This window comes from Azospirillum humicireducens (genome assembly GCF_001639105.2).
Lineage (GTDB): Bacteria > Pseudomonadota > Alphaproteobacteria > Azospirillales > Azospirillaceae > Azospirillum > Azospirillum humicireducens.
Genome location: NZ_CP028907.1, coordinates 1 through 25,737, shown reverse-complemented (window position 1 = coordinate 25,737; position 25,737 = coordinate 1). Strand labels below are relative to the sequence as shown.

Here is a 25,737-nt window from a genome sequence, read left to right as displayed (position 1 = left end):
CATGACGACGGCTTATGCCGCCGTTGCCCACCTGTTCCGTCCGGCGCGCTTGGCGATATAGAGCGCATCGTCCGCGGCCTGGATGCAGTCGTCCGCGGTCCGCCCCGGCCGGTAGGCGGCCACTCCCAGGCTCAGCGTGACGCCGATACCGCGCCCCTGATGGGTGATGGAATGATGGGCGATCAGTCCGCGCAGTTTTTCCGCCACCGTCTCCGCCTGCACCTGATCGGTGTCCGGCAGAAGGATCAGGAATTCCTCGCCCCCCCAGCGGGCGCACAGGTCATGTCCGCGCAGGTTCCGGCGCAACAACCCGGCGGCCTCCACCAGGACGTGATCGCCCGCGGCATGGCCGAAGGCGTCGTTGACCTCCTTGAAATGGTCGATGTCCAACATGATCAGGGCGAATCCACCGCCGCTCCGGCCGACGCGGCACAGCTCCGCTTCCAGGCGGTCGACCATATGGCGGCGGTTTGGCAGTTCGGTCAGCGGATCGGTCTGCGAGGCGGCATGCAATGCCTGCGCCATCTGCCGTGTGTCGGTCTGGATGCGGTCGCTGATCTTGGCGATCTTGGTCAACTGCCGCATCAGCTTCAGGTGTTCGTCCGCCAGGGCGCGGAACTCCGTCATCAGCGGATGGGCGGCATACCCCTCGGTTTCCGCAAGCCGGGCGAGCCAATCCTGGAGTTTCTGTTCCTGCAGCATCATTCCCACCGTTCCCCGCCGCAGTGCCCAGCGCCTGGGCAGCCCCGAGACCCTCCCGTCACCGGATGTCGCGTCGCCGTTCATGACGCCGTCTCCGTCATCGATGGTGCCTGCGCGGGCGTCTCCGCCATAACCGCAGTCGAAGCCGCTTGCGCAGGTGCGATTCGGGCGAGCGGCAGGCGGACCGTGAAGTCTGCGCCTTGACCCGGCTGGCTCGCCACCGAGATTCCGCCTCCGTGGGTATCCACGATGCAGCGGGCGAGATGAAGACCCAACCCGGCGCCGGTGGTGCCCGCAGCATTGGATGCCCGGAAATACTTGTCGAACAGCCGTGCCGCGTCGGCGGCATTGACGCCGATTCCCTCATCCGCAACACGCACCGTCACCTGCCCCTCGCCAGTGGAGAGGTCGAGGCGGATCGTTCCTCCGTTCGGCGAGTATTTGACAGCGTTTTCCAGCAGGTTGGAAAAGACAACGGCCAAAAGGTCGCGGTCGCCGGGAATGGGAACAGGGCGGTCGAAACCATGCAGCTCGAACCGGTGCCCTGCCGCCGATGTTCCCATTTCCCGGACCAGACTGCCCAGCATGGAGACGAGGTCGAACGCTGTGGGCCGTGCGACTGCGGTGCCCAGCCGGTCGTCGGTCAGGCAGCGCTCGATCAGATGAAGCATCCGCTGCACCGCATTTCGGATCTTTCCCACCCGCGGCCTGGCCGAGCCCGGCAGCTTCGGTTCCAGTTCCAGCAATTGCGAGGCGCTGTCGATGATCGCCAGCGGGGTGCGGAACTCATGGCTGACCATCAGCACGAATTGGCGCTGCTGGCGCGCCATGTCCTTGGTCTCGGTCTGCAACCGGTCACTGATCTTCGCGATCTTGCGGAACTGGCGTAACAGCTTGCCATGCCGTTCGGCCAGATTCTGGAATTCCTCCAGCAGCGGATTGCCGGCATTGGCCGGATCCCCGGCCAATCGCTCGATCCACTGACGAAGCTCCTGTTCCTGCGACCGCATCGACATCTCGGGTGCTCAGTTCATCTCGGCTGGTTGACGTGTCTTCAATGGGCGAGGATTTCGAAGGGCAGGGACACGTCTTCCGCGAACTCCTCGGCCATGTCGAGGGCACGGTCGTTGTCGCTGTCGTAGTGCCAGCGCACCGTCACGGTTTGGCCGTTCTGATGGGCGACGTCCAGCATCTCCAACACATCGATCATGCATTTGATGCTGCTGGTGTTCAGGTAACTGAGTCCGATGTCCAGCACCACCGAAGCCGCGGGTTCCTTCAAATACTCCTCCAGCCAGCTGAAAACCGGCGCGTAGAAATCGAAGGAATTTTCCGGGTAGGACTCTCCATCGATGCGCAGGATCCCGGCAGCCGGATCGAAATCGATCAGGGGGGAGCAGGAGGTCGCCTCTATCCGCAAATTATCCATTATGAGTGATCCGTGATTTTTTATAGCTGGACTTCAAGGCTGAAGAAGAAATAGTGATCATCCACTGCACGCAGCGAGTATTCCAGTGGACGGGTGGCCTTGCGCGCCATGTCGATCAGTCCCAGGCCGGCACCGCTGGCGCCCGCTTCGCGCGGCTTGCGCGACTGTTCCTTGTAGGCGGCCTTCAGCCCCGCCTTGTCCAGGCCACGCAACTTCTCCAGCATCGCCGACAGGGCTGGAACGTCGTCCGCCTCGACAAGATTGCCGGAGCTGACGACGTAATGGTCGTCCTCCTTGCCGATCACGACGATGCCGCTGTTGGCGGGGATCGGACGGCCTTGCGCTTCGCGGGACGCGGTATAGTTTCTGACGTTCTGGGCCTGCTCCACATAGACGGAGAAGACATCCATGATCGCTGATTTCTCGATGCGCTCATTTTCCAGATGGTTGCGGACCGCCTTCCCCAGCTCTTCGATGACGCTGTGGCTGAAGGGGCCGCTGAAGCAGATCAGCAGCTTCTGCCGTGACAGCAGCTCCTGAAGGTTGAAGAGTTCGTTGCCTTTCATCGTACCTTGACGACCTGCCTTACGGGTGGATGAGGTGGGAGGAGGAGCCGTCGGTCCCGCAAGCCGCCGTGGCCGATGCCGGTGACAGCGAGAAACCGATCAGGGTGATGTCGTCGCGCTGGGCCCGGTCGCCCTGGTGGTCGGCAAGAGCCTGAGCGAAGGCGGCCTTGCGGTCTGCCATTGGGATGTTGTCGGTATCCAGCAGCATGGCGTTGAAGCGCCGGTTGCCGAACCCGAAACCACGGGCGCCGCCGGCCTGATCGAGGAAACCGTCGGTGGTCAGGTAGAAGCTGCGGCCAGGTGCCAGGTCCACCCGGTGGGTGGAGAAGCGGTGGCCGATGTCCGACCGGCGATAGCCCAGGCTTTGGGCATCCCCCTTGATCTCGCTGACCGCTGCGGCATCGCCGCTCCGGGCATCGACGATGTGCAACCCGATCCGGCCGCCTGCGAACAGCAGGTCGCTCCGGTCCGGCCGCACCAGGCACAGCCCGATGTCCAGCCCGTTGTCGAAGCGCGGATTGTCCCGGCCGCGGGCCAGCGCCGCGCGCACCATGCGGTTCAACCGGCCCAGGATCGCCGCGGGATCGCTGTCGGGCGTGTCGGACAGCACATGGTCGAGGATCGCCGACACCGTCATCGTCATGAAGGCGCCCGGCACGCCGTGGCCGGAACAGTCGGCGACACCGATCAGGAAGCGGCCGTCCTCCAGTTCGCGGAAGATGTGGAAATCGCCGCCCACCACGTCGCGCGGTCGCCACAGCACGCAGACACCGTCCAGCCGTCGCGCCATCTCCCTCTCGTCGGGCAGGATGGCCGACTGCAGCAGGCTCGCATACTGGATGCTGTCCATGACCTGACGGTTCACCACGGCCAGCTGTTCATTGGACCGGCGCAGTTCCTCCGTCCGTTCGGCGACGCGCTGCTCCAGCCGCTCGGTATAGTCGTGGACGGTCTCCGCCATGTGATTGAAGGCGACGGTCAGCTGACCGATCTCGTCGGCGCGGCGGTTGCGCAGCCGTACCCGGTAGTCGCCGGCAGCGATGGCGCCGGCCGAACGCGTCAGCCGGGCGAGCGGCGCCAGGACCAGCCGGTTCAGCAGGATGCTGATCATGCCGATGACGGCCAGCAGCGAGAAGAAGACCAGCCCGGCCATCGGAGCCAGCGCGGTGATGGTGGCGCTTTCCGCTTCCTCCAGCGAGTAGGTCAGGCGCAGCAGGCCGACCATGGTGCGTTCGCCGTTGCCACCTGAAATGGAGATCTGGCGCTCGACGGTCGTCAATTCCGCCCGTCCGGCGGGGCGCTCCAGCGCCACCAGCGGATCGCCATGGCCGCCGCGACCGCCGGAAGCAGCCCACACCTTGACGCTGCGCACCGCGGCATCCTCGGCCATCAGGCCGCGGATCATCCCCTCGACCGCGCGGGTGTCGAACTCCCACACCGCCTGGCCCATGGCCGACGCCTGGAGCGTGCCGACCAGCGTGGCGCGATGGGTCAGCGCCTCGCGCTGCTGGCGCCCGACCAGGACGGACGAGACGCCCATCGCGACCAGTCCGACCAGCAGGGTGCAACCGACGATCATCAGGATGACACGGGTCAGCAGCGACGATCCCCCGGCGCGCACGGCATCCTCGTCCGTGCCGCGGGGGCCTGAGCCGCGAAGCGTATAGGATTCGGTGTCGTCCCATCCCGTGACGCTCATCCACATCCTCCTGACCCGGCTGACCGGAGCGTGGTCGTTCATGACGGTCTTCACGGTAGACCCGGTGCGGTCGACCGGGAGTGCGGCAGTCCCACGCCCATCGGCAATTCCACCCCTGCGTGTGGCGCGCCGACAGTCATCGATAACAGCCGGCGGGCATGATGCATGTGGCGGATCGACCCATCCATAGCATGATCGTTTTATCCAGTCGTGAAATAACATTCGGCAATGCCTTGCTTCATTATCAGGAAGCCTGGGAAAATGGGAACGACCGGCAACCGAGGGCGACCAATGTCGTCCAATTGAATCGAACTGTGACGATTGCCGGCCAAATGGTGGGGTGAGCAGCACCAAGCCGTTGCCCCAAAATGGGATTTTCGCTGTACGGCCGCGCAGTCGCCCATGCTACCTTCCCGTCCGCCGCATCCCGGTAGGACGGTCGCGGCCTGGACCGCAACGGTGGAGGGCGAAGGATGGCGTTCGATGTTCGTGCATTCGGTGCCGCAGGGGTCATTTCCGCCACGCTCGCCGCCGCCCTTCTCCTGGCCGCATCACCGGCCGCGGCCCGTCCGGTCACGGTGATGGCGCCGGAGTTGCCGCCGATGATGACGGCCGCCGGCACCGGGCGGGAAGCCTCCATCATCGCCGAGACACTGGCGGCCTGCGGGCATGAGGCGCAGTTCAAGGTCGTGCCCTTCGGCCGCCATTGGAACGATTTCCGCGACGGTGCCAAGGTTGACGCCGTCACCACCGTGCCGGCTGGCATGGAGATGCCGGGTGCGCGCTCCGCCCCATATATCCTCTACCAGAACGGCGCGTCGGTGCTGAGGAGCAGTGGCCTGACCGTGAAGACGCTGGCCGATCTGGCAGGCAAGCGGGTGATCACCTTCACGGGCGCCCCCGATGTCCTGCCCGGCCTGCGGGATGCGATCCCGAGTTTCTCCGACTTCCGCGAGCGCGCCGACCAGATGGTTCATTCCAATCTGCTGTTCGCCGGCCGGGTCGACGCTGTTCTGGCGGACGGGCTGATCTTCGCCGAATACAACCGTCAGCTGCAGGACAAGGCGAAGGCGGGCGGCGGTCTGCCCTTCGACCCCGGCCAGCCGGTGCAATTCACCGCCATCTTCCCGCCGACACCCTACAGCATGGTGTTCCGCGACGAGTCGCTACGGGGCGACTTCGACCGCTGCCTTGCGGAGCTGAAGGGGAAGGGCCGGATCGATGCCATCGACAAGGCTGCGGTAGCGCGCTACGCCGCCACCGTCGGCGACCAGTACCTGTCCGAGAGGTAAGGTGGCGGATCCGATCTTGTGCAGACCCGGTTTGGTCTGATCCTATTGATTGGGTTTGCGTAACCCGACTGGGTGTTTAAGATAACTTCATACGAATGTGAATGGGGGCATAGGCGTCGTGGCCCGGATCATTGTGGTCGAGGACGAAGCCGACCTTCGTGACGACCTCGTCGAATATCTCGACCGCTGCGGATTCGAGGTGCGGGGAGCGTCGCGCGGCGCGGAACTGGACCGGCTGCTGGAAGGCGGCCCTGCCGACGTCATCGTACTCGACGTCAATCTGCCCGATGAGGACGGCTTTTCGGTCGCGCGGCGCATCCGCGCGTCGTCCCATGCCGCCATCATCATGCTGACGGCGCGGTCCAGCCTGATCGATCGGGTCATCGGGTTGGAACTGGGGGCCGATGTCTATCTGGTCAAGCCCGTGGATTTCCGCGAGGTCGAGGCGCAGGTCAAGGCGCTGATGCGCCGGATGCAGAAGGGGGTCGCCCCGCTCGCTGCACCGGAGCCGCCGCCCGCCGCTCCTGCGGCCGACGCGCGCAGGGCCTGGGTCTTCGACGACATCGAATGGCGCATCCAACCGCCGACCGGCGCCGCCGTGCCGCTGACCGCGACCGAGTTCAAGTTCCTCTCGCTGCTGGTCACCGTTCCCGGCGAGCCGGTGAGCCGTCAGGATATCTCGGTGGCGCTGACGGGCCGCGACTGGGATCCCTACAGCCGCTCCATCGATTCGCTGGTGCGCCGCCTGCGCATCAAGGTGGAGGAACGCAGCGGCTGCCCCCTGCCGGTTCAGGCGGTGCACGGCGTCGGCTATGCCTTCGTCGGCCCGGTGGTCAGCAGCGTGGTCGAGGACAGCACGTCCTGATTCCCGCCCCCTGTTCTCCGGCCCCTGATATCCGTCTCGGCACTCGACTCACGGGCCTCCTTCGGCGATGGTGGCGCCCGCAAGGAAGGGACGAGAGACCATCATGACCGACGCCACCGCTGCCTCCCAGAACGACGCCTCCGGCACCGCCTCAAATGGCGACGGCAGCGGGCTGTATCTGGTCGACGGCTCCGGCTTCATCTTCCGCGCCTTCCATGCGCTGCCGATGCTGACGCGGCCGGACGGCACGCCGGTCAACGCGGTGCTGGGCTTCTCCAACATGCTGCTGAAGCTGCTGGCCGACGCCAGGGCGGAGGCGGTGGCGGTCGTCTTCGACAGCAAGCGCCTGAATTTCCGCAACGAGTTCTATCCCGACTACAAGGCCCACCGTCCGGAACCGCCGGAGGAGTTGAAGCCGCAGTTCGCCCTGATTCGCGAGGCGACGGAGGCCTTCTGCCTGCCCTGCCTGGAGCTGGAAGGCTATGAGGCCGACGATCTGATTGCCACCTATGCCCGGCTGGCGCAGGAGGCGGGGCGTCAGGTCACCATCGTTTCGTCCGACAAGGACCTGATGCAGCTGGTTCGTCCCGGTGTCGGCATGTTCGACCCGATGAAGAACAAGACCATCGGCCCCGACGAGGTGTTCGAGAAGTTCGGAGTCGCGCCGGACAAGGTGGTGGACGTCCAGGCGCTGGCCGGCGACAGCGTCGACAATGTCCCCGGCGTGCCGGGCATCGGCGTGAAGACCGCGGCCCAGCTGATCACCGAATATGGCGATCTGGAAGCCCTGCTGGCCAATGCCGATAAGATCAAGCAGCCGGCCCGCCGCCAGAAGCTGATCGAGTTCGCCGAGCAGGCCCGCATCTCCCGCCGCCTGGTTCTGCTGGACGAGAATGTGCCGCCGCCCAAGCCGCTGGACGAGCTGCGCGTGCGCGAGCCCGATCACCAGCGCCTGATCGATTTCCTGCGCGCCCAGGGCTTCCGCAGCATCGTCTCGCGCGTCGAGATGGAGATGCTGAAGGACGGCCGCATCGCCGACGGTGCCGGATCATCCGCCGCCCCCACCTCGGCCGCCCCCGCGGCGAAGGATCCCGCCGCCGCGCCGTCCGGGGAAGCGGGGGAGCGCCCGGCCCGCAAGACGGTGCTGAATGTGCCGGAGGTGCGTTACGAGCTGGTGCAGGACGCCGACACGCTGCGCCGCTGGGTCGAGCGCGCCCGCGAGACCGGCGTGCTGGCGGTGGATACCGAAACGGACAGCCTGACCCCGGCCACCGCCACGCTGGTCGGCGTGTCGCTGTCGACCGAGCCGGGCATTGCCTGCTACATCCCGCTGGCGCATGGTTCGTCCACTGCCGCCGCCGGCCAGCTTGATTTCGACGCCCCGCCGCCGCCGGTGCAGATCCCGACGACCGAAGCGATGGCGATCCTGAAGGACGTGCTGGAGGACCCGTCGGTCCTGAAGATCGGCCACAACTTCAAGTTCGACCACCAGCTGTTCGCCCGCAACGGCATCGCGGTGTCGCCGGTGGACGACAGCATGCTGATCTCCTATGTGCTGGACGGCGGCGCCCACGGCCACGGCATGGACGAGCTGGCGGAACTGCACCTCGCCTATACGCCGATCCCCTTCAAGGAGGTCTGCGGCACTGGCAAGAGCCAGATCACCTTCGACCGCGTGCCGCTGGACAAGGCGCTGGCCTATGCCGCCGAGGATGCCGACATCACGCTGCGCCTGTGGACGCTGCTGAAGCCGCGGCTGGTCGACGACCGCATGGTCACCGTCTATGAGACGCTGGACCGCCCGCTGGTCCCGGTGGTGGCCGACATGGAGCGCGCCGGCGTGCGCATCGACAAGAAGGCGCTGTCCGACCTGTCGCAGAGCCTGTCCATCCGCCTCGCCGAGATCGAGAAGGACGTCCACGCGCTGGCCGGCCAGAGCTTCAACATCGGCTCTCCCAAGCAGCTGGGCGAGATCCTGTTCGACACGCTGAAGCTGGGCACCGGCAAGAAGGGCAAGACCGGCGCCTATTCCACCGACAGCAGCGTGCTGGAGGAGCTGGCGGAGCAGGGCCACACCATCGCCCAGCGCGTTCTGGACTGGCGCCAGCTCGCAAAGCTGAAGAGCACCTATACCGACGCGCTGCAGGAGAAGATCTCCCCCGTCACCGGCCGGGTCCACACCGCCTTCGCGCTGGCGGCGACCAACACCGGCCGCCTGTCCTCCACGGATCCCAACCTGCAGAACATCCCGGTGCGGACGGAGGAGGGCAAGAAGATCCGCCGCGCCTTCGTGGCGTCTCCCGGCCACAAGCTGCTGAGCGTCGACTATTCGCAGATCGAGCTGCGTCTGGTGGCGGAGATGGCGAACATCCAGGCGCTGCAGGACGCCTTCCGCGACGGCCTGGACATTCACGCCGCGACCGCCGCCCAGGTGTTCGGCATCCCGCTGGAGCAGATGACGCCGGACATCCGCCGCAAGGCAAAGGCGATCAACTTCGGCATCATCTACGGCATCTCCGGCTTCGGCCTGGGCCGCCAGCTGGGCATCGCGCCCGGCGAGGCCAACGCCTTCATCAAGACCTATCTGGAGCGCTTCCACGAGCTGAAGGTGTGGATGGAGTCGATCAAGAGCTTCGCCCGCCAGCACGGCTATGTGGTGACGCTGTTCGGCCGCCGCTGCTACATGCCCGGCATCCAGGACAAGAACGCCGCCCGCCGCGCCTTCGCCGAGCGTCAGGCCATCAACGCCCCGATCCAGGGCACCGCCGCCGACATCATGAAGCGCGCCATGAACCGCATGCCGGGCGCATTGGCCGCGGCGGGGAGCAACGCGCGGATGCTTTTGCAGGTGCATGACGAACTGCTGTTCGAGGTGCCGGAAGCGGAGGCCGAGGACGCGGCGCGCATCGTGCGCGGGGTGATGGAGGGTGCGGCCCATCTTGGCGTGCCGCTGGTGGCGGAGGCGGGGATCGGGGACAATTGGGAGGAGGCGCATTGAGGGGTAGGGTCGGCTCCCGCACCTGCCGCGCCGGCCGCAATTTATTGAGTCAGCATAGTTATGTGTGTTAGCCCGAACGGATCGAAAATATCCCTTTGATGAGGAGGGGTTACAAGTGACGTCCGTTGCCCAGACTGTCGCCTTTGCGCCGGCCGATACCCGCCGTGCCCTGGTCCATGCCGCATTGTCGCGAAGCCAGGGCGCGATCGCCAAGAAGATGGACGTGGATTCCATCGAGACTTCGATAGACCGTCTCAAGCGGTTGCTGTTCCCCTGGATGGTGCTGGATTTCCGCGCCGAACCGACCAAGACCAAGGCGATTTGCATCTTCAAGATGTTCCTGGGCGACAGGGAAGACGACAGCGCCGCCTACGCAAAGCTCGCCAGTGAAATGAAGACGGTCGAACAGAATTCGAAGCTGGCTAAGAGCATGAGCTGGTTCAAGCGGGTGAAGACGTCTAGCACCCGCACCGTCGACAGCAACATCTTCGACGACATGTTTCTGCTGCATCTGGAAAGCGATCCTAAGAACATATTGAGATACCAGATGAACCAGGAGCTGTTCGCGCAGATTGTCCGGACGCCGCCGACCCTCAGTCATAGCAAGGAACTGCTGGCTGCCGTCCGCAAGATCCGCCAGACCTGCAAGGAGGCCGGGTTCTCTCTGAAGAACCTCGGTCTGGGCGACAGCTTCACCTGATCCGCGGCTCCCACCCCTTGCCGGTTCTCGATTGCCCTGCGCAGCCTCGAAACCGGACACCGCTTTTGGCGTAACTCCGCCGGGCTACGAGGGGGCAGGGCAATGCAGAGGGATGGAAAAGGCCGGAAGGACGGGGCTTCCGCCCGGCATGGGCGCTTGCTCCGGCTGACCTTGGCCATTGCACTCCTGCTGGGCTCCGCGGCCCCGTCCGCCCACGCAGCCGACCGCCTGCAGCGCCTCCTCGACCGCTTTCTTGCCGAGGAGGAACTCGACGGCGGCGTCCTGCTGGTGTCCGGTCCCGACATACGGCGCGTCGTCGTCTCCGGCATCGCCGACCGGCGCGGCGAGCGGCCGGTCACGGAGGAGACGCGCTTCTATGTCGCCTCCGTCGGAAAGATGGCGACCGCCGCCGCCGTGCTGCAGCAGGTAGAGGAGGGGCTGCTCTCGCTCGACCAGCAGGTCCGGCACTTGGCGCCGGACCTGCCGCTGGGCAAGGTCGCCAATGTCAACCGGGCGCAGCTGGTCCATCTGCTCGACCACAGCTCGGGCATTCCCGACTACATCACCGATGCCTATGAAGAGGACGAGGCGGCCAAGCCGGAGCGACTGCCGCGCAACGGCGCTCTGCTCGCCTATGCGGCGGGGGAGGAGGCGACAGGGCCGGTCGGCGGGCATTACGAATATTCCAACAGCAACTATGTCCTGCTCGGCCACATCGCGGGGCTGCGCGACGGCGTTCCCTTCGCGCAGGTGCTGCGGAATCGGGTGATCGACCGGGCCGGGATGGGCTCGACCACCGTCGGCGCCGATCCGCGCGACCGCAGCCTTGCCCATGGCTATACCGAAGATGGCGACGTCAGCCGCAGATCCTGGGCGGCGACCACCGGCGACGGGCCGCTGGTCACCACTGCCGGCGATCTGGAGCGCTTCGTCTTCGCCCTGTTCCGCGACAACCGCTTGCTGAAGCCCGAGACGGTCCGGCGGATGATGACCCCGTCGGAGAACGAGGAGGGGCAGGGGCTGGGCGTCGCGCTGTGGAAGGACCGCTGGGGGCGCGGCGTCGGCCATGACGGCCGCTATGACGGGTTCGAGGCCGATGTCCGCTATTACCCCGGCCGCCGCACCGCTCTGATCTTCCTGACGAACGGAAACCAGCAGAGCGACGAGGCCCTGCTGGATGCCGTGGCGGAGGAAGTGTTCAGACGGTAAGCGGTCAGTGGTGCGTCACCGCTCCCGCGGGGGTGGCGGGGATGTCCGCCGACCGCTCCACCTTCGCGCCGGCCAGCCGGCGCAGCAGGACGTAGAAGACCGGGGTCAGCACCAGACCGAACAGGGTGACGCCGATCATGCCGGCGAACACCGCCACACCCATGGCATGCCGCATCTCCGATCCGGCGCCGGTGGAGGTCACCAGCGGCACCACGCCCATGATGAAGGCGATGGAGGTCATCAGGATCGGGCGCAGGCGCAGGCGGCTGGCCTCGATGGCGGCCTGGATTGTGCTGCGGCCCTGCTCCTCCAATTCGCGGGCGAACTCCACGATCAGGATGGCGTTCTTGGCGGACAGGCCGACCAGAACCATGAAGCCGATCTGGGTGAAGATGTTGTTGTCGCCGCCGGTGATCCACACGCCGGCCAGCGCCGACATCAGGCTCATCGGCACGATCATCAGGATCGCCAGCGGCAGGGTCAGGCTCTCATACTGCGCCGCCAGCACCAGGAAGACCAAGAGGATGCTGATCGGGAACACCCACAGCGCGGAGTTGCCGGCCAGGATCTGCTGATAGGTCAGGTCGGTCCACTCGAACCGCACGCCGCGGGGCAGGGTTTCCGCCGCGATGCGTTCTGCCGCCGCCTGCGCCTGACCGGAGGAGAAGCCCGGCGCCGGTCCGCCGTTGATGTCGGCGGCGGTGTAGCCGTTGTAGCGCACCACCATCTCCGGCCCGTAGCTGGGCGACACCCGGACCAGCGAGGACAGCGGCACCATGTCGCCGCGATCGTTGCGGGTCTTCAGGAGGCCGATGTCGCCGGACTCGGCCCGGAACGGCGCGTCCGCCTGCACCCGCACCTGGTAGACGCGGCCGAAGCTGTTGAAGTCGTTGACGTAGAGCGAACCCAGATAGATCTGCATGGTGTCGAACACCTCGCCGACCGCCACGCCCTGCTGCTTGGCCTTCACCCGGTCGAGATCGACGTCCAACTGCGGCACGTTGATCTGGTAGCTGGAGAAGGTCGGTCCCAGCTCCGGCGTCTGCATCGCCTTGGTGACGAAGGCGCCGACCGCCGCGTTCAGCGCCTCGTAGCCCAGCGCTCCGCGATCCTCCAGCTGCATCTTGAAGCCGCCCAGCGTGCCGAGGCCCATCACCGGCGGCGGCGGGAAGATGGCGACGAAGGCCTCCTTCAGGCCGGCATAGCGCATCTGCAGGGTGCTGGCGATGGCGTTGGCCGACAGGCTGGCGTCGCCGCGCTCGGCGAAGGGCTTCAGCGTGACGAAGACGATGCCGGCGCTGGAGCTGTTGGTGAAGCCGTTGACCGACAGGCCGGGGAAGGCGACGGCGCTCTGCACGCCCGGTTGCTTGAGGGCGATGTCGGTCATCTCGCGGATCACCGCCTCGGTGCGGTCGAGCGAGGCGCCGTTGGGAAGCTGGGCGAAGCTGATCAGGTATTCCTTGTCCTGCGCCGGGACGAAGCCCATCGGCACCGCACGGCCGAGCAGGACGGTGGCGCCCAGCAGCAGCACATAGACCAGCATCATCATGCCCTTGTGCCGAACCACCCCGCCGACGCCGCGGCCATAGCCGGTGGAGGCGCGGTGGAACACCCGGTTGAACAGGCGGAAGAAGCCGCCGAACACCCGGTTCATGGCGCGGGTCAGCCAATCCTGCGGCTGGTCATGGCCGCGCAGCAGCACCGCCGACAGGGCCGGCGACAGGGTCAGCGAGTTGAAGGCCGAGATGACGGTGGAGATCGCGATGGTCATCGCGAACTGCTTGTAGAACTCGCCGGACAGGCCGGTCATGGCGGCCAGCGGCACGAAGACGGCGACCAGCGTCAGGGCGATGGCGATGATCGGCCCGCTGACCTCCTGCATCGCCTTGTAGGTGGCTTCCTTGGCCNGCCAGCACCATGCCGAACAACGACAGCGCGTTGATCGAATAGCCCAGCAGAAGCATGAGCGAGAAGGTGCCGACGATCGACACCGGCACGGCCAGCAGCGGGATGATCGACGCTCGCCAGGTCTGCAGGAAGACGATGACCACCAGAACCACGAGGGCGATGGCCTCCAGCAGTGTGTGGATCACCGCGTCGATGCTCGACCGCACGAACTGGGTCGGGTCGTAGACGATGGAGAAATCGACTCCATCGGGCATGTCGGCCTTCAGCTCCGCCATCGTCGTGCGGATCGCGTCGGAGATCGCCAGTGCGTTGGCGCCCGGCGACTGGTTGATGCCCAGCGCCACCGCCGGCTTGTTGTCCAGCAGTGACCGCAGGCCATATTGCGAGGCAGCCAATTCGACCCGCGCCACGTCGCGCAGGTAGGTGACGCCGCCGTCCTTGCCGATCTTCAGCACGATGCCGGCGAACTCGTCCACCGTCTTCAGGCGGCCCTGCGCGTTGATCGACAACTGCAGCGGCGTGGTCGGCAGGCTGGGGGAGGCGCCGATGACGCCGGCAGCGACCTGGACATTCTGCTCGCGGATCGCCGCCACCACATCGGACGCGGTCAGGCCGCGCTCCGCCACCTTGTTGGGGTCGAGCCAGACCCGCATCGAATAGTCGCCGGCACCCCACACCTGCACCTCGCCGACGCCCTGGATGCGGCTGATCCGGTCCTTGACGTTCAGGATGGCGTAGTTGCGCAGGTAGGTCATGTCGTAGCGGTCGTTGGGCGACAGCAGATGCACGACCATGGTCAGCGTCGGCGAACTCTTCACCGTCGTCACGCCCAGCCGCTGGACATCATCCGGCAGGCGGGGCAGCGCCTGGGAGACGCGGTTCTGCACCAGCTGCTGCGCCTTGTCCGGGTCGGTGCCGAGCCGGAAGGTGACGGTCAGCGCCATGTTGCCGTCGCTGTTGGCCTGCGACTGCATGTACAGCATGTTCTCGACGCCATTGATCTGCTCCTCAAGCGGAGCGGCGACGGTCTCGGCGATGACCTTTGGGTTGGCGCCCGGATACTGCGCCCGGACGACGACGGAGGGCGGGACCACCTCCGGATATTCGGAGATCGGCAGCTGGAACAGCGAGATCGCACCCGCCAGGAACAGCGCCACGGAGAGGACCCCCGCGAAGATCGGGCGGTCGATGAAGAATTTAGAGATGTTCATGACGGCTCTCCCGGCGGGTATGGATCATTGCGCCGTGGATGCGGTGCGGATGGGCTCCGGCGTGCCGTTCATCGCCACCGTGCGCGGGGTGACGCGGCTGCCGGGACGGGCATGCTGCAGGCCGTTGACGACGATGCGCTCGCCGGGCTCCAACCCGCGCTTCACCACCCGCAAGCCGGCCTGATGGGCACCGGTGACGATGGCGCGGTAGGTGACGGTGCCGTCCTCCGCCACCACCAGGACGAACTTCTTGTCCTGGTCGGTGCCGATGGCGCGGTCGTCCACCATCAGCGCATCGTGCGGTTTGCTGCCGCCGACCTTGATGCGGGCGTAGAGGCCGGGGACCAGCAGCCCGTCGGCATTGTCGAAGCGGGCGCGCACGCGGATGGTGCCGGAAGCGGCGTCCATGCGGTTGTCGACATGCTCGACCGCGCCATCGCGGGAGTAGCCCGTCTCGTTGGCCAGCCCCAGCTGCACCGGCACGCCCGCGGCGTCCTTCACCCCGGCGATGTGGGTCAGGTAGGTCTGCTCATCGACGTCGAAGGAGGCGTAGATCGGCGAAACAGAGACCAGCGTGGTCAGCGGCGCCGCCGCGGCCCCGCCCGCCACCACGTTGCCGACCGTCACCTCGGCGCGCGACACGCGGCCGGAGACCGGGGCACGGACCTGGCTGTGCTCCAGGTCGATGCGGGCGATCTCCAGCGCCGCCTGTGCGGCCTTCAGGTTGGCGGCGGCGGCGCGGGCCTCGTTCTCCTTGCTCTCCAGCGACTGGCGGGAAATGGTGTCGTCGCGGACCAGACGCTGGGCGCGTTCGAGGTCGGAGGCGGTGAAACGGACGCGGGCCTGGGCGGCGGCGACCTGGGCCTCCTGGCGGGCGACCTCCGCCGCGAAGGGGCGCGGGTCGATGGTAAACAGAACATCGCCCTGGCGGACCAGTGCGCCGTTGCGGAAATGCACGGCGGTGATGGCGCCGGCCACCTGGGGACGCACTTCGACCCGGTCGACGGCCTCAAGACGGCCGGAATAGGACTGCCAGTCGGTGATCTTGCGCACCACCACCGGGGCGACGTCCACCTCCGGCGGGGGCGGGGCTGCTGCGGCCGTCTGCGGGGCGTCGGCATGGCCCTGGCTGACGACGATGCCGGCGGCCCCCGCCGTGGCGACACCGGCGATCAGGACGAGGGCGAGCTTGGAACGTGACTTGGTCATGGGGTCTGTCTCCGGAAGAGGAGGGAAATGTCAGGCGCGCGCGGCGGGCAGCGAGCGAGGCAGCCGGCGGCGCAGGAAGTCGGAGACGGCCTGCAGCGCCGGCTTGTGGCCGGGCAGGGCGTCATGGGAGATGGCGGGAAAGCGGGTGACCTCGGTCGGCACGCCGGCGGCGATCAGGCCGGCGGCGTACTGCTCGGCCTCGGTGCGCAGCATGTCGTTCTGGGCGGTAACGATCAGGGCCGGCGGCAGCCCGCCCAGCCGGCGCGATTCCAACGGGGCAGCATAGGGGTGCAACCGTTGCGCCGCCTCCGGCAGGTAGGCGCGGTAGCAGCGGGCACAGTCGGCCATGGTGCTGTCGAACAGGCGGGCCGTGGTGGCGGCCTTGCCGTCGGTGTCGCCGATGCCGCTGCGGCTGGCCCGCGTCAGGCTCGGGTCCAGCATCGGGCCGAGCAGCGCTTGAGCGGCGAGGCTGACCCCGCCCAGGTCGCGGGCGAGGAATGTCAGGGAGGTGGCGACATGGCCGCCGGCATCATAGCCGACAACACCCAGCCCGCCGCGGGCAAGCCGGAGCGAGCGTGCCTCCCCGGCGGTCCACAGCGCCGCGCGGTAGGCGTCCTGTGCGGCGGTTGGGAAGGGGTGGGCGGGCGCCAGGGAATAGCCGACCGACACAACCAGGGCCGGGGTCTCGGCGGCGATGGCCGACGCGGTCTCCTCCGCCTCCTCCAGCGAGCCGGACGTGAAGCCGCCGCCATGCAGATAGAGCAGCGCCGGAACCGCAAGTCCGATCAGCGGCCGGTAGAGCCGCAGCCGGATGTCCTGGGTATGGCCGGCGATGGTCCGGTCATCGACCGCGAAGGGGCAGGGTGCCGTTCCCTGTGCGCGGCCGCGCTCCGTACCCGTTCCTTGTGTCCTCGTCGACCGTTCCATCGCCGTCCGGTGCCGTGGCACCCCTCCCGCATTGCAGTGCGGTGGAGTGTGGCTCCCGTAGGCATGCGAATAAATACCGGGTCAGCGGCAACACAATTCGGCTGGGATGAACAATCGCCGGCCATTGGTCGGGTGGGGCCGGCGCCGCCGATCCTCACCGCTCGTTGAAGCTGTCCGACAGGGCGAAGTAGATCGGCTTCAGCAGATATTCCAGCAGCGACCGCTCGCCGGTGGTCATCTCCACCTGGGTCGTCATGCCGGGCAGGACCGGGTGCTGGACATCGTCGCGGCCGACATGGTTGCGGTGGAGCGTGATGACCGCCTTGTAGTAGGGACGGTGCTGCTCGTCCAGGAAGGTGGTGGCGGAGATGCGCTGCAGCGTGCCGGTGACGGCGCCGTAGCGGGCGAAGTCGTAGGTCAGCACCTTGACCGTCGCCTCCTGCCCGACATGAAGGTGGCCGACGTCGCGCGGGGTGACATGGGCCTCCACCGTCATCTCGTGGTCGACCGGGACGATCTGCATCAGGACGCCGCCTTCCGGCACCACGGCGCCGATGGTGTTGACCCGCAGATCCTGCACCAGCCCGCGCACCGGCGACAGCACGGTCAGCCGCTGGGAACGGTCGTCCAGCTTGGCGCGGGCCTCGCGCAGCTGGGCGATCTCGGCGGTGACGGTGCCCATTTCGGTCACCGCATCCTGCGCCAGCTTGGCCGTCTGGTCGAGGATGCGGTTGCCGGCCTCGGTGATCGCCTGCTGGGTTGCGATGATCTGCCCCTCGATCCGCCGCTGCTCGCCCATCAGGCGGGATTGCTCGCGCTGGGTCTCAAGCGACTGCAGCTTGGACGACAGGCCCATGGATTCCAGCTTGTTGCGGATGTCGACCGATCCGGTGATGAAGGTGATCTGGTCCTTGATGCTCGCCAGCTGTCCATCATACAGCGCCAGTTCCGCCTCGCGCTGGGAGACCTGGGCGCGCAGCACGGCGATGGCGGTGTCGCGGGCCTGACGCTGGGTGTCGTAGATCAGGCGCTGGTCGGCGATCTGTGCTTCGGACTGGGGGGTATCGGCGCCGGCGACGCGCGCGAAATCCGGCTCCCGCCCCGCGGCGAAGGCGCGCAGCCGCTCCGCCCGCAATTCCAGCGTCAGCAGGCGGGCGTTCATCTGCTCCCGCTCCGCCTGGACCTGCTTGGGATCGAAGACGAGCAGCGGCTGGCCTGCCTCCACCAGATCGGTTTCCTTGACCAGGATGGTTGACACGATGCCGCCCTCCAGATGCTGGACCACCTGGGCGTTGCCGGAAGGCACCACCTGCCCGGCGGTGACCACGGCCTCCCTGACCGGCATGATCGTGGCCCAGGCCATCAGCGCCGCCATCAGCAGGACAAGCACGAGGATGGTGGCGCGGACCAGCGACAGCATCGCATCGTCGGCGCTGAGCGATTTGCCGGTGGGGCGGGCGAGGTCAGAAGCAGCAGCCATGATGCGTTCACACGGGATCGAAGGAAAATGGGAAGGACACGGATCAGCGTTGAGGCACCGCGGCGACGCCGGGCGGGCGTTGCAGCCCGATCCCGCCCAGCAGCGCCCCGGCGATCCCGTTGGCGACTCCGCTGCCGCCACCCGCCGGACCGGCGCCTGGACCCGTCCCCGGACCGATGGGCCGGGGGCCGGGCAGGCCGCCGGCCGGGCTGGCGGGGGCGATCATGCCGGCATCCATCGTCAACACCGTATCGGCGAGAGTCAGATGGCTCGGTCGGTGAGTGACCAGGAAGATGGTGCTGTGCCCGCGCAGTGTCGAAAGCGCCGCATGCAACGCCTTGTCGCCCTCGAAGTCCAGCCGGCTGGCCGGTTCGTCGAGCAGCAGGATGCGCGGCCGGCGGATATAGGCGCGGGCAAGGCAGATCTTCTGCGTCAGGCTGGGCGAAAGGCGCAGCGATTGATTGTCGCCGATGCGGGTATCCAAACCACGGGGCAGCGCCTCAACCTCGTCCAGGGCGCCGGCCAGCGACAGCGCCCAGCGCAGTTCGGATACGTCGGCGGTCTGATCGGCGAAGCGGAGGTTCTGGGCGATGGTGCCGTAGAACAGGGTGCTGGCCTGCGGGACATAGCCGATGGACTTGCGCAGGTCGATCGGGTCCATCTGGCGGATGTCGACGCCGTCGATGCGAACGTTGCCGGCCTGCGGCGCATAAAGCCCGAGCATCACCTTCAGCAGCGACGACTTGCCGGCGCCGTCCGGCCCGACGATGGCGACGATCTGACCCGGCTTGACCGTGAAAGACACGCCGACCAGCGCCGGATCTGCATCGTTGCGGTAGCGCAACGACACGCGGGAGAAGGACACCTCACCCTTCAGCTTGCGCGGTTGCAGCGTGGCGCAGCGCGGCTCGCGCTCAGGCCGGATGCTCATCAGGCCGTTGATCTGGCGGGCGTTCGCACGCAACTGCTCGATGCGCGGCAGCATCGAGACGGCGGTCTGCAACGGTACCATCACCCGCCACAGCAGCATCATCGACGCCATCAGCGCGCCCGGCGTCATGGCGCCGGTGAAGACCTGGAGCGCGCCGACACCGACGGTGGCCAATCCGGCGACCGGCACGACGAGCCCGGCAAGCGCCGCATGGGTGGCCGACAGGTTGGCGGCGGTGTGGCCTGACCGGGCAGTGCGGGCGGACAGGCGATCGTAGCGGTCGCGCCAATGGGCGAGGCCACCGATGGCGCGCAACGCCGGCATTTTGGCGACCATCTCCACGAAGAACTCCTGCCGTTCGGTGTCGGCGCGGGCGGTGGTTCCTGTGCGGGCGCGCACCAGCGGGTGTACGGCGGCACCAATGGCGGCGGTGATCAGCACGGCGGCCAGTGGAACCAGCGCCAACGGCCCGCCCAGAACGGCCATGACGCCCAGGTAGAACAGGGCGAAGGGCACGTCGAACAGGGCGGCGACCTGTCCCTGGCTGATGAAGTCGCGGATCGATTCCAGATCCTTCACCCGGGCGATCTGCGTGCCGATGGCGGCGCGCTCGCTCATGCCCACCGGCAGCATCAGGATGCGCTCGATCGTGGCGTTGCTGATGGTGCGGGCGATGCGCGACCCGGCATGGGCCAGCGCCCGTCCGCGGATCTGGCGCAGGGCGAAGTCGCCGCAGATCACCAACGCCGCTCCCACCGCGATGGTGGCGAGCGTGTCGAAGGACCCGGTGCCGATCACCTTGTCGTAGATCGCCATGGTGAACAGCGGGGCGGCGACCGACAGCAGGTTGATGACGGCGCTCAACCCCAGCACGGCCCACAGCAGCGGGACATAGCCGTGGATGACGGTGCCGACCCAGTTCTGCGTCCCGGCGCCGGCGGTCGCCTCCAGCGGGGTAAAGACGAAGGCGGTGCCCTTGCCGAAATTCAGCGTCACCGTCTCACGCGACTGCCCGCTGAAGGCGACCACCCCGTCGGCGTCGGCGGACAGCAGCGTGTAGACGCCGCCGTCGCGGCTGCGGAAAAGGCAGGGCATCAGCGACGGGTCCGGCCGCGCGAGGTCGATGCGCAGGCTGCGCCCTTCGAAATGCAGGCGCTGGAGGACGTCGCACAGCTCCTCCACCGTCTGCACCTCGGAAAAATGGGGCAGGGCCTCCGCCAGTGTCTGCGGAGCGCCGCGCCAGCCGAGCGCATCCAGCAACGGCACCATGCAGGCGCCCACCGACGACGCTTCCGCCAGCCGGCGGCGCAGGATGTCGGCGTCGTCATGGGCGGCGCGGATCGGTCCGGCATCCGGTGCGGCGGACGCGCCGACCGCCGATGGCGCCGGATTGGGGGCGGTGAGGGCGGGCTGGCCGCCCGGGGACTCGCTGCCTGCAGGGCTGCGGCTGACCGCGTGGCCGTCGACGATCTGCACCACCCGGTCGGCCAACGACAGGAGCGATGGGCGGCTGGTGACAAGCAGGATGGTGACATTGCCACGCATCTCTTCCAATGCCCGGCGGAACTGCTTGTCGGATTCGGTGTCGAGGGAGGAATTTGGCTCGTCCAGCAGCAGCACCGCCGGTTCGCGGACAAGGGCGCGGGCAAGGCAGATCATCTGGCGGGCGCCGCGCGGCAGCGCCTCCTGCGAGGCGTCGCCGACGATTGTCTCGTAGCCCTGCGGCAGGCTGGCGATCCGGCGGTCGAGCCCGAGGCGCCGGCAGACCTCCATCGCCAGATCGGCCCGGCCGGGGTCGAACAGGGTCAGATTCTGCAGGATGGTGCCTTTGAAAAGCTCCGGATGCTCGCCGACATAAACGACGCCGCCGATACCGGTCATGGCGTCGGTTTCCGTCCGGCTGTGCACGCCCACCCGCACCTCGCCGGAGTTCGGCCGCAGCACGCCCAGGATCAGGCGGAGCAGGGTCGTCTTGCCGGTCGAATTGGTCGCCACGACGCCCAGGAACTCGCCCGGCCCGACGGTCAGCGACAGGTCGGTCAGGATCTCGGGCCCGCGGTCGTAGGCGAAACGGACCTTGTCCATCTCGATGGTGCCGGGGACGAGCGGCTCCGCCACCGCGCCGGCGGCGCCGGTCCCATCTCCTGACCACAGCGTGCCGCCGTCGGACCCGACCTCCAGCAGGACATGGCCGATGCGGCGAAGCGACAGCGACACCGACTGATAGCGCACCCAGCGGTCGAACAGGGACTGCACCGGCTGGACACAGCGCCCGGCCAGCATCGAGCAGGCGGTGAGCACGCCTGTCGTCATCATCCCGTCGATGACGGACACGCTGCCCAGGATGACCACCAGCATCATCGTCGCCTGGGACAGGGTCGTGGCGATGACGGAGGCCGACCCGCTCAGCCGGGCGACGTTGAAGTCCTCCTCGCTGCAACCCTGCTGAAGGCGTTCATGGCGGCGCAGCAGACCAGCCTCCGCCCCCAGCCCCTTGACCGTGTGGACGCCGCTCAGAACCTCGCTGATGAAGTTCAGGCGCCGCTCTTCCAGCATATGGCGGTTCTCCAGCGCCCGGCGCATCCGCCGGCCCAGGATGGCACCGAGGACCAGGAACAGCGCCAGAACGCCCAGCGGGATCAGAACCAGCCAGCCGGCCAACAATGCGATCAGGCCCAGGTAGAGCGCTGCAAAGGGGATGTCGATGGCCGATTGCAGGGCCTGCCCGGAGTAGAACTCCCGCACCATCTTGATGGCGCGGTAGACCTCGAAATGGGTGCCGATCCCCTGTTGTGAAAAGGCGTTCAGCGGCATCCGCATCAGCCGGTCGATCAGCGACGCGCTCGACCGGTGTTCGATCCTGGCGCCCATCCAGGTGGTCAGCGCCGATCGCGCCACCCGCAGGATTGCCTCCATCACTGCCGCCGCGCCGCAGCCGAGGCCGAGCAGCAGCATGGTGCCGTAGGACTCGTTTGGCAGGATTCGGTCGTAGACGTGCAGCAGAGTAACCGGCAGCGCCAGCCCGAAGACGTTCAACGCGAAGGAGGCGAGCACCAGCATGGCCCGATCCCGACGCGGACCGAGCATGCCAGCCAGCAGGCGGCGCGCGGCCTTCTCCGCTGCCCTATCGCGGGCTGCGGAGGATTTCGCCGATGCGGAAGCGGCGGACTGTTCGATGCGGGTGGCAGATGGTGATGCGGACTGCAAAACGACCAACCTGGGCACAGAGTTAACCGAGCAGCCAATCAACAGCACAATTGCTAGTGATAGGTAAATCCACGAATAGCAACAAATGGCAACCGAGAGACATAGCTTCCTGCGTGCACCCCTTGTTAAACTGCGCGAAAGGAGCACTAAACCATTATGATAAAAGGATTCTTGTCCGTTCGTACACCTATGGCCGCGGCGCTCCGGCTGGCGTGATGTCAGCCAAGTTGTTGAAAATCATCACAGGAAATTGCTTATCACAAGCAAGTAGGAGCGCTAGAACCGAAGATCGTGACAAGTGGCGTGGCGCGATTTTGCCCCCGACTTATGGAGCGGTCCGATGGCTGAGGAAGCGGTTCAGGGCAAGAGTCCGGCGGTCGACGACCGTCAGATCCTGGACGATCTGACTCTCCTGCAGCAGGTCGACGCGACCCGGTTGAGCGGCGTGATCCACGAGGCAGGGTCCGTAGACCTTCAGCGGCCCGACGATACGCTCGGCTATGTCCAGACCGACTATCGCGGCGCCGAGGAGTTGATGATCGGCGGCGCCGTGCAGACCGGTGAGGTGGTCGGCGAGTCGGTGGCGGTGGCGACCGACCAGGCGGCGATGACCGGCCTGCTGGCCGGCGACATGCTGCGCACGACAGGCACGCTGGGTTCCGGCCCCTCCGGACCCGACGGATCGGGACCGTCGACGGAGGAGAGCCGCGATGCGACCGGCGCTGCGGTCGAGCGGGCGGTGTTGCTGTCCAATGCACGCACGACCACCGCTTTCACCGAACTGCCGGCGTTCCCGTCCGACATCCCCGTTCCCGAGACGCCCGACCAGATCCTCAGCGATGGGACGGTTTCCGCCATTGCAACGCCCGTCCTTCTCCAGGATGGGGTAGGGACCCTCGGCGACCAGCCCAATGCGGGGACCGCGGCCCCGGTGTCGGACGCGCCGAGCCTGACGGTGAACGGCGTGTCCGGTGACGAAGACACGGCCATCGCCCTGAACATCGCGGCCGCACTGACCGACACCGGCGGAACCGAGAGTCTGACCGTCACGCTGTCGGGCATCCCGGACGGAGCGGTTCTGCGCGACGCCTCCGGCACCATGCTGACGGTGGTGAACGGCACCATCCTGCTGGCCTCCTCGCAGGTTCCCGGCCTGACCCTGACGCCGCCGCCGAACAGCGGCGACAACTTCACCCTGACCGTCACGGCGACCAGCACCGACGGCACCGCCGCCCCGACCAGCGTCACCGCCACGCTGCCGGTCACCGTCAATCCGGTGTCCGACACCCCGACCCTGAGCGTTGCCGCCACCATCGGTGCGGAAGACACGGCGATTGCGTTGAGCATCAGCCCGGCCCTGACCGACACCGACGGGTCGGAGGTGCTGAGCATCACCATCGGCGGAATTCCGGCCGGTGCTGTCCTGACCAACGCGGCCGGCGAAACGCTGACGATTGCCAACGGCTCCATCACGCTGGCGCCGGGTCAGCTTGCCGGATTGGCGATCATACCGCCGGTGAACAGCGATGCCGACTTCACCCTGACTGTGACGGCGACCAGCACCGACGGCACCGCAGCACCGGCCAGCACCAGCGCCCCCCTTCGGGTGAGCGTCAATCCGGTTTCCGACATGCCGACCCTGGCCGTCCCGGCGGCGAGCGGCAGCGAGGATACGGCGATCCCGTTGACGATCAGCCCGGCCCTGACCGACACCGACGGCTCGGAGACGCTGACCATCACGCTGTCCGGCATTCCGGACGGGGCGGTGCTGCGCAATGTCGGCGGTGCGCTGACAGTTGTGAACGGCACTGCAACACTGTCTCCGGCGCAGCTGAACGGCCTGTCGATCACGCCGCCGGTGAACAGCGATGCCGATTTCACCCTGACCGTCACGGCCACCGCCACCGACGGCACCGCCACACCGGTCAGCACCAGCGCCCCCCTTCGGGTGACCGTCAATCCTGTGTCCGATACCCCGACACTGAGTGTCACCGCCGCGACCGGAAACGAGGACACCGGCATTCCGTTGGTCATCGATCCGGCCCTCACCGACACCGACGGTTCGGAATCTTTGAGCATCACCATCGGCGGCATCCCGGTTGGTGCCAGCCTGCGCAACACGGCAGGCGATACGCTGACGATCAGCAACGGCTCCATCACGCTGGCGCCCGGCCAGTTGGCCGGTCTTATGATTACGCCGCCGCTGAACAGCGACGTCGACTTCACGCTGACCGTCACCGCCACCGCGCGGGATGGCGGCGCCGATCCCGCCAGCACCAGCGCTGCCCTGCGTGTCACCGTCACGCCGATTACCGACACGCCGACTCTCAGCGTCAGCGCCGCGACCGGCAACGAAGACACCGCCATTCCGCTGACCATCGATCCTGCCCTGACGGACGTGGACGGGTCGGAATCGCTGACGATCACAATCAGCGGTATTCCGGCCGGCGCCAGCCTCAGCAACGCGGCCGGCGACGCGCTGATCATCGGCGACGGGTCGATTACCCTGACGCCGGCGCAGTTGAGGGGCCTTAGCATAACGCCGCCGCAGAACAGCGACGTCGATTTCGACCTGACGGTGACTGCCACGGCGAAGGACGGCGTTGCCGACCCGGTCTCTGTAACACAGACGCTGTCGGTGACCGTCAACCCCGTGTCGGACACTCCGACGCTGACGGTCCAGGCCGCTGTGGGAAATGAAGACACTGCGATTCCGCTGACGATCAACCCGGCATTGACCGACACCGACGGTACCGAGGCGCTGACCGTCACCATCTCCGGCATTCCGGCCGGCGCTGTCCTCGCCAACGATCTGAACGGCGCGCTGACGGTTATCGGCGGCTCCATCACGCTCACCCAGGATCAGCTCGCCGGGTTGAAAATCACGCCGCCGCTGAACAGCGATGTCGACTTCACGCTGACGGTGACCGCCATCGCCAAGGACGGCAGCGCCGTTGCCGCAACCAGGACCGAAGCGCTGCAGGTGACGGTGAACCCGGTGTCGGACACGCCGACGCTGACGGTCAGTGCTGCGACCGGGAACGAAGACAGCGCGATCCCGTTGACGATCAGCCCGGCCCTGACCGACACCGACGGGTCGGAGACGCTGAGCATCCTGGTCGAAGGTGTGCCTGAACGGCGCGCTGACGGTTATCGGCGGCTCCATCACGCTCACCCAGGATCAGCTCGCTGACCCTGACGCCGCCGCCGAACAGCGACGTCGACTTCACGCTGACGGTGACGGCCATCGCCAAGGACGGCAGCGCCGTTGCCGCGACCAGGAGCGAGACGCTGCGCGTCACCGTCGATCCGGTGTCGGACACGCCGACGCTGACGGTCCAGGCGGCTGTGGGAAATGAAGACACTGCGATTCCGCTGACGATCAACCCGGCATTGACCGACAC

16 protein-coding genes and 1 pseudogene are annotated in these 25,737 nt (G+C 67.1%); 6 read left to right on the top strand and 11 right to left on the bottom strand.

The window, feature by feature from the left end; all coding sequences use genetic code 11:
• Nucleotides 1-12 precede the first annotated feature (12 nt).
• From A6A40_RS27435 to A6A40_RS27415, 5 genes are read right to left on the bottom strand one after another with little or no spacing between them, the layout of a single operon-like run.
• Nucleotides 13-786 (bottom strand): diguanylate cyclase domain-containing protein, encoded by a 774-nt coding sequence (locus A6A40_RS27435; RefSeq protein WP_108549022.1) that lies wholly within the window; start codon nucleotides 784-786, stop codon nucleotides 13-15.
• A complete protein-coding gene (locus A6A40_RS27430) occupies nucleotides 783-1,718 on the bottom strand; it encodes a sensor histidine kinase (protein WP_108549021.1) in 936 nt (311 codons plus the stop codon). The genes A6A40_RS27435 and A6A40_RS27430 overlap by 4 nt, the downstream gene beginning before the upstream one ends.
• 38 nt (nucleotides 1,719-1,756) lie before the next feature.
• On the bottom strand, nucleotides 1,757-2,131 hold the full coding sequence (gene siaC, locus A6A40_RS27425; protein ID WP_108549020.1) for a biofilm regulation phosphoprotein SiaC: 375 nt from the start codon (nucleotides 2,129-2,131) through the stop codon (nucleotides 1,757-1,759).
• 20 nt (nucleotides 2,132-2,151) lie between these two features.
• Nucleotides 2,152-2,697: a SiaB family protein kinase gene (locus A6A40_RS27420; protein WP_108549019.1), complete on the bottom strand. Its 546-nt coding sequence runs from the start codon at nucleotides 2,695-2,697 to the stop codon at nucleotides 2,152-2,154.
• Between the two features lie 19 nt (nucleotides 2,698-2,716).
• Nucleotides 2,717-4,396, bottom strand: a complete 1,680-nt coding sequence (locus A6A40_RS27415; RefSeq protein WP_108549018.1) for a SpoIIE family protein phosphatase — start codon at nucleotides 4,394-4,396, stop codon at nucleotides 2,717-2,719.
• Between the two features lie 473 nt (nucleotides 4,397-4,869).
• Here A6A40_RS27415 and A6A40_RS27410 point away from each other — a divergent pair, with 473 nt between their 5' ends.
• The 5 genes from A6A40_RS27410 to A6A40_RS27390 all read left to right on the top strand — a co-directional run bounded on the left by A6A40_RS27410 (nucleotide 4,870) and on the right by A6A40_RS27390 (nucleotide 11,460).
• Nucleotides 4,870-5,688 (top strand): substrate-binding periplasmic protein, encoded by an 819-nt coding sequence (locus A6A40_RS27410; protein ID WP_167562543.1) that lies wholly within the window; start codon nucleotides 4,870-4,872, stop codon nucleotides 5,686-5,688.
• A gap of 118 nt (nucleotides 5,689-5,806) precedes the next feature.
• Nucleotides 5,807-6,553: a response regulator transcription factor gene (locus A6A40_RS27405; protein ID WP_167562542.1), complete on the top strand. Its 747-nt coding sequence runs from the start codon at nucleotides 5,807-5,809 to the stop codon at nucleotides 6,551-6,553.
• A 103-nt stretch (nucleotides 6,554-6,656) separates the two neighbouring features.
• Nucleotides 6,657-9,551 carry a DNA polymerase I gene (polA, locus tag A6A40_RS27400; RefSeq protein ID WP_108549017.1) on the top strand — a complete coding sequence of 965 codons (2,895 nt, stop codon included), beginning with the start codon at nucleotides 6,657-6,659 and terminating at the stop codon, nucleotides 9,549-9,551.
• Between the two features lie 115 nt (nucleotides 9,552-9,666).
• Entirely contained in the window at nucleotides 9,667-10,251 is a 585-nt protein-coding gene (locus tag A6A40_RS27395) for a hypothetical protein (protein ID WP_108549016.1), read from the top strand.
• 156 nt (nucleotides 10,252-10,407) lie between these two features.
• On the top strand, nucleotides 10,408-11,460 hold the full coding sequence (locus A6A40_RS27390; RefSeq protein WP_108549015.1) for a serine hydrolase domain-containing protein: 1,053 nt from the start codon (nucleotides 10,408-10,410) through the stop codon (nucleotides 11,458-11,460).
• A 4-nt stretch (nucleotides 11,461-11,464) separates the two neighbouring features.
• Here the strand turns inward: A6A40_RS27390 and A6A40_RS31940 are convergent.
• The 6 genes and pseudogenes from A6A40_RS31940 to A6A40_RS27365 all read right to left on the bottom strand — a co-directional run.
• Nucleotides 11,465-13,367: pseudogene (locus A6A40_RS31940) on the bottom strand (efflux RND transporter permease subunit); the annotation flags it as partial.
• Between the two features lies 1 nt (nucleotide 13,368).
• Nucleotides 13,369-14,579, bottom strand: a 1,211-nt coding sequence (locus A6A40_RS31935) for an efflux RND transporter permease subunit (protein WP_236784158.1), incomplete at its 3' end; no start/stop codon positions are given.
• Nucleotides 14,580-14,603: 24 nt separating this feature from the next.
• On the bottom strand, nucleotides 14,604-15,788 hold the full coding sequence (locus A6A40_RS27380) for an efflux RND transporter periplasmic adaptor subunit (protein WP_108549014.1): 1,185 nt from the start codon (nucleotides 15,786-15,788) through the stop codon (nucleotides 14,604-14,606).
• Nucleotides 15,789-15,818: 30 nt separating this feature from the next.
• Nucleotides 15,819-16,715, bottom strand: a complete 897-nt coding sequence (locus A6A40_RS27375) for an alpha/beta hydrolase (protein WP_236784095.1) — start codon at nucleotides 16,713-16,715, stop codon at nucleotides 15,819-15,821.
• Nucleotides 16,716-16,869: 154 nt separating this feature from the next.
• Nucleotides 16,870-18,195, bottom strand: a complete 1,326-nt coding sequence (locus A6A40_RS27370) for an HlyD family type I secretion periplasmic adaptor subunit (protein WP_108549012.1) — start codon at nucleotides 18,193-18,195, stop codon at nucleotides 16,870-16,872.
• Nucleotides 18,196-18,238: 43 nt separating this feature from the next.
• A complete protein-coding gene (locus A6A40_RS27365) occupies nucleotides 18,239-22,186 on the bottom strand; it encodes a peptidase domain-containing ABC transporter (RefSeq protein ID WP_236784094.1) in 3,948 nt (1,315 codons plus the stop codon).
• Between the two features lie 487 nt (nucleotides 22,187-22,673).
• Between A6A40_RS27365 and A6A40_RS27360 the strand changes: the two genes are divergently transcribed.
• The gene (locus A6A40_RS27360) at nucleotides 22,674-25,526 is read left to right on the top strand and encodes a beta strand repeat-containing protein (RefSeq protein WP_108549010.1); all 2,853 of its coding nucleotides are present in this window, start codon (nucleotides 22,674-22,676) and stop codon (nucleotides 25,524-25,526) included.
• Nucleotides 25,527-25,737 lie beyond the last annotated feature (211 nt).